Source organism: Gilliamella sp. Lep-s35 (genome assembly GCF_009795845.1).
Taxonomy (GTDB): Bacteria; Pseudomonadota; Gammaproteobacteria; order Enterobacterales; family Orbaceae; genus Gilliamella.
This window is the reverse complement of sequence record NZ_WTEX01000044.1, coordinates 1-5,788: the sequence shown is the minus strand read 5'-3', so window position 1 is coordinate 5,788 and position 5,788 is coordinate 1. Positions and strand designations below refer to the sequence as shown.

Here is a 5,788-nt window from a genome sequence, read left to right as displayed (position 1 = left end):
TTTGGTGTTCAGTTATTTTTTTCATGTTTAAATCCTCTTTTACTTTTATCATAGAGAATTTTCTACTTTTTTGTTGTGCTATTTTAGGGGAGAGTTACACTAATTCGCTAAAAATACATAAGACGTTTTTCCTTAAATCACTTTATGCGGTTTAAAGGTATTATAAAATTTAATCAATCGCTTAAGCTATTTTCTATCTTTTGCATCACTGAATATTTGCTGATTGTGCCACATCTCAATTCAAAGTTCATATCATACTTTGGGCTTTCCCATTGGTTTGTTTGCAGTGGATTTGGTAGATTTTTGCTTGATACGCCGGTTATCACGCAGTTTATCTAATAAGCATTTATCTAACAAATAAAAACAGCGTCATTTTTGTCAAGAAGTTTCAGGAAAACACCTGTTTAATGTAAAAAATAAAAAAATCATATTTATACTAACAAGCAAATATTCTCTAGTTTGCTGTTTCGCTTCATTTTTAAATAAAGGTAAATTTTTAGTATCAACCTATAGCATTTCGCTCAAGTAGTTTTTTTATCGCCTTTAGCTCGCTGTCTCAATTTATCTTCAATAGATTTTTCGACTTTAACAGGCGTTTAATTCCATACCTGATTGATGGTTTTATAACGTTCATTTTTACTGGTTAAAGGCACAAAAGCTTCAATTAGGCTTTTTTTAGCACGTTATAAATGCTCTAGCGACTTACCATAAAGCGTTTATTAGCCAAATCAGTGACCGTTATTTTTCTTTATGATATAAGCGCCCTATCGCTTGTCTGTGATAAGTTTTATATATATTCATTACAGTAGTTTCTCAAATTACTGTAAACCACGCGAGGAATTCTTACATCTAAATGTTTACAGATTGCCTCGAGTGTTGCTAGTTTAAATTTATTATAATTGCTACATTAAGATCCTATTAAATAAATGATTAAGCAATATGTTTGATGAATTAACGAGCTGCAGCTCGTAAAGCTGTATAAGCTGAGTTGCATTCTCTTTTGGTCGATTCTGGATGCTTTCGTAGCTGTTCTTTGAAGCTCTCAATACTAGCTTCTAAATTTTTTTTAGAATCAGATGGAATTTTGGATTGTGCTTGTAATTCATTTATTAGAGTTAGATATTTATCACATTCGACTGAACCTGTAGATATGCTTACGGCACTCTTTTTGTCGTTTTTATTACAAGCAAAAAGACAAAAAGAGACCAAAATAAATAATATACACGCTGTAAATTTTTTTAACATTTCAAATCCCCTATAAAACTAACACACAAATTCGGCTGTTGAATTTATTTAAATGATAAAAAAGCCTTACTTTTTAAAGTAAGGCTTAGGAAGTTAATATTAATGAAAAATTATGCTTCGATAGCCATCCTTAATTTTTTCATTGCATTTTTTTCAAGTTGGCGGATACGTTCAGCCGAAACGCTGTATTTATCAGCTAATACTTGCAATGTTGATTTGCTATCATCAGAATCTAACCAACGTGCCTTAATAATATCTTGGCTACGTTCGTCTAGTTTTGATAGTGCGTCATGTAGTTTATCTGTCGCATCATTTTCCCAATTGTCATTTTCAATTGATTTGGAAAAATCAGAGTTACCATCTTCTAAGTATAGTGCCGGTGCAACAATTGAATTGTCATCGTCGTCACTGTCAATATCAAATGACATGTCTTGTGCGGACATGCGTGATTCCATTTCAAGTACGTCTTTACGGCTTACACCTAATTCATCAGCAACCATATCCACTTCAGCACTACTAAACCAACCTAAACGTTGTTTAGTCTTTCTTAGATTAAAAAATAACTTTCTTTGTGCTTTGGTTGTCGCAACTTTAACAATACGCCAGTTTTTTAATACATATTCGTGGATTTCAGCTTTTATCCAATGTACAGCAAATGAGACTAAACGAACGCCCATTTCAGGGTTAAAACGTCGTACTGCTTTCATTAACCCAATGTTGCCTTCTTGAATTAAGTCTGCTTGTGGCAAGCCATAACCAGAATAACCACGAGCAATATGCGCCACAAATCGTAAATGAGATAAAATTAACTGGCGAGCAGCATCAACATCATCATGATAATAAAGTTTTTCACCCAATGATTTTTCTTCTTCTGCCGTTAACATTGGGTAAGTGTTAATCATGCGAAGGTATGATTCGATATTTCCTTGTGGGATTAAAGCACCTACTTGCATTTTTAAATCAGTACTCATTTAATTCCCCCTTAAATTAAGCCATTTTGTCACATCATCAATTAAATGTAACAATTAAAAACGTTAAACTAATGTGCATTTATTAATTAGACCTGCAAACTATAAATTAGTTCATACTTTTTATTTTAAATTAATAAGTATTCATTTAAGCTTTGCAGCTATTAAATTTGTCTTATATTCTAGTTAATTACAGAAAAATAACTAGGTAATTCGTGTTATTTTTAAATATTTTTTTGTCGCAATAAGCGATGAAAACCATCCTATAATCATAGTAATAAGTATAATCAATATACTTTCATCCCATAACAGCCCTTCGATATTGATTATTGTTCCAAATACGTCTGAAACATTTAATATAATTGATTCTATTTGAAAAATAAATATTTCCGATAGAATTAAAGAAATAATTGAACTAATAAAGCCAATAAGAATGCCACTATAAAGAAAAGGACGTAAAATAAATCCCTCGGTTGCACCAATTAGTTGCATTACAACAATCGTTTGCTTTCTAGCAAAAATATTTAATCGAATACTATTTCCAATGACAAGCGACACAGCAATAATCATAAATACCGAGATGATCCATACAACAGATTTAATCATACTGGTTAATGCGGTTAGTCGAGTAAACCAACTGTCATCTAATTTTATATCATCTATACCATTAAGTTTAAGCAATTCAGTTTGTAATTGATGCAATATAACTGTTTTTTTTGCTTCTTCTTTAGGCATAACAATAGCTACGGCTGGTAGTGGATTTTCGTCTAATAAATCCAATGCATTACTAAATCCAGACCATGTTTTGAATTCTTCTATTGTTTTTTCTCGAGAAAGATAATCAACTTGAGCAACTTCGGGATAAGATTTAAGTTTAGCAATCAATTCAGTTGTTTGTTCATTGGTTAAATCTTTATTAATATAAATAGTTAAATTAGGCGTTGGGTACCATTGTTTTGCAGTTTGATTAACATTTTTCCAAAGAAGGTAACTAATAGTTGGTAAAGTAATTGAAATAGCAATAACAAAAACGGTCAATAGCGAGGCAAAAATATGTTGAGAAAAATCATTAAAAGTATTACGCCAAGCATAACCAATTTGTCTTTTCCAACGAGAAAAAAAACTATTATTGTCTTTTTTCTTTAATTTTGTCGGTTTATTATTAGCGTAATTCATTAACTTCTAACCTCTAAAAGCCCTTGATTTAAATGCAGTATTCGATGGTGTCTGCGGCGAATAAGTCCCATATTATGAGTCGCCATCAAAACCGTTACACCTGCTTGGTTAAATTCTTCAAAAAGCTTTAAAATATCTTTAGATAGCTTATCATCTAAATTACCCGTAGGTTCATCAGCAAGTAAAACACTAGGGCGATTAACAATTGCTCGTGCTATGCCAACTCGTTGCTGTTCTCCTCCTGATAACTGTATTGGATAAAATTTCATTTTATTTAATAATCCAACTTTATCCAATGATGCCGAAACGCGCCTGCGAATTTCTTCTGATGATTTACCTAAAATGATTAATGGAATTGCAACATTATCATAAACAGTATGATCCATTAATAACTGATGATCTTGAAAAATCATCCCAATCGTGCGACGTAAAAAAGGCATTTCGTGCTTACTTAATCCTGAAACATCAACACCGTTTAATAAAACTTTTCCATCATTAGCTTTTTCTAAACCACAAATCAATCGCATTAAAGTGCTTTTACCAGCACCAGAATGCCCTGTTAAAAAGGCCATTTCTCCTGGTAATAGGGTAAAGTTTATATTTTGTAATGCCGATTTACCGCCAGAATAAACTTTACTTACGCGTTCAAATTGAATCATGATTTATCTCTATTCATCTGCTTGATCAAACAAAGCATTAATAAAATCATCAGCAACAAAAGGTCTTAAATCATCAATTTTTTCACCTACTCCAATATAACGTATAGGAATACTAAACTGATCTGCAATACTAAAAATAATTCCGCCTTTTGCAGTACCATCTAGTTTCGTTAATGTCATGCCTGTAACACCAATAGCTTCATTAAAAAGCTTGGTTTGACTAATTGCATTTTGACCTGTGCCTGCATCAATTGTTAACATGATTTCATGCGGTGCCGTTTCGTCTTGCTTTTTAATGACTCGTACTATCTTCTTGAGCTCGTCCATTAAATGAGATTTGTTTTGTAAACGACCAGCAGTATCAGCAATTAATACGTCTATTTTCTTGGCTTTTGCTGCCTGTATTGCGTCAAAGATGACAGATGCTGAATCAGCGTTAGTATGTTGTGCAATTACAGGGATGTTATTACGCTCTCCCCAGACTTGTAACTGCTCAACAGCCGCTGCACGAAAGGTATCACCAGCGGCAAGCATAACTGATTTGCCTTGTTGTTGAAATTGACGGGCTAATTTGCCAATTGTTGTTGTTTTTCCTACACCATTAACACCAACCATCAAAATAACAAAAGGTTTGTGGCTATTAATATCAAGAGGCTTATCGACACCACTTAAAATTGAGTTCATTTCTTGCTTTAAAAGCTCATGTAATGCATCAGCATCTTTTAGTTCTTTTCTTGAAGCTTGTTTTGTTAAACTATCTATAATTTTTTGTGTTGTATCAAAGCCTACATCAGCAATAAGCAATTGTTCTTCTAGCTCTTCAAATAGCGCTTGATCAATCTTTTTACCTTTAAATAAACTAAGAAAACCAGATCCAATATTTTGTTTGGTCTTAAAAAGACCTTTTTTTAACCGAGAGAAAAATCCTTCTTTTTTTTGTTCAAACATAAATAATTTACCCTAAGATCATTTCTAATGATCATTCTATCTTATTTTAGAATAAAGCCCAATGCATTCAATAAAAGAGACTAATATTATTTTTTCAAATCTTTTGTTAAAAATAAATATCTTGAGTTGTGATATATCGCCAATCATTTAATGGCAACTGATGAGTAAATAAATTATATTTTCCAATTTGAACTCTCACCAATCTTAAACAAGGAAAACCAACTGCAGCACACATTCGTCTAACTTGTCGGTTTTTTCCTTCCGAGATTGTAATACTCACCCATGAAGTAGGTACGGTTTTGCGTTCTCTAATAGGAGGAATTCTTTCCCATAGTTCTTTTGGATCATCAAGAAAATTTACTATAGCTGGCGCTGTGTCAAATTCTTTTAATTGTATGCCTTTTCTTAGTTTATTTATAGCTTGTTGGTTGATAATACCTTCAACTTGTACCCAATAAGTTTTAGGTAATTTAAATTTTGGTGAGCTGATTTTGGATTGTAATTTTCCATTATTTGTTAATAATAATAATCCTTCACTATCGGTATCCAAACGTCCTGCAGGATAAAAATTAGGTAATTGTATAAAATCTTTTAATGTCTGATATTTTTCATGCGGTGAAAATTGAGTTATGACATTAAATGGTTTATTGAAAGCTATTAAAGTATTCATTTACCAATCTATATTAATCAATTAAAACCCTGAAAGCAAAAAAGCCCAGCATTGCTGCTGGGCTCGTGTATTTAAAAGTCTGGCGGCACCCTACTCTCACATGGGTAATACCCACACTACCA

General features: G+C 32.3%; 5 protein-coding genes and 1 pseudogene. All 6 read right to left on the bottom strand.

All coding sequences use genetic code 11. From position 1 onward, the window contains the following. Positions 1 to 951: 951 nt before the first annotated feature. Positions 952 to 1,245: a hypothetical protein gene (locus tag GQ590_RS11530; RefSeq protein WP_160409160.1), complete on the bottom strand. Its 294-nt coding sequence runs from the start codon at positions 1,243 to 1,245 to the stop codon at positions 952 to 954. Positions 1,246 to 1,355: 110 nt separating this feature from the next. Then, entirely contained in the window at positions 1,356 to 2,216 is an 861-nt protein-coding gene (rpoH, locus tag GQ590_RS11525) for an RNA polymerase sigma factor RpoH (RefSeq protein WP_160409162.1), read from the bottom strand. 201 nt (positions 2,217 to 2,417) lie between these two features. Next, positions 2,418 to 3,389: a permease-like cell division protein FtsX gene (gene ftsX, locus GQ590_RS11520; protein WP_160409164.1), complete on the bottom strand. Its 972-nt coding sequence runs from the start codon at positions 3,387 to 3,389 to the stop codon at positions 2,418 to 2,420. Then, positions 3,389 to 4,048: a cell division ATP-binding protein FtsE gene (gene ftsE / locus GQ590_RS11515; RefSeq protein ID WP_160409166.1), complete on the bottom strand. Its 660-nt coding sequence runs from the start codon at positions 4,046 to 4,048 to the stop codon at positions 3,389 to 3,391. The genes ftsX and ftsE overlap by 1 nt, the downstream gene beginning before the upstream one ends. Positions 4,049 to 4,057: 9 nt before the next feature. After that, positions 4,058 to 4,981: pseudogene (ftsY, locus tag GQ590_RS11510) on the bottom strand (signal recognition particle-docking protein FtsY); the annotation flags it as partial. A 121-nt stretch (positions 4,982 to 5,102) separates the two neighbouring features. Next, positions 5,103 to 5,666: a pseudouridine synthase gene (locus GQ590_RS11505; RefSeq protein WP_160409168.1), complete on the bottom strand. Its 564-nt coding sequence runs from the start codon at positions 5,664 to 5,666 to the stop codon at positions 5,103 to 5,105. Between the last annotated feature and the right edge of the window lie 122 nt (positions 5,667 to 5,788).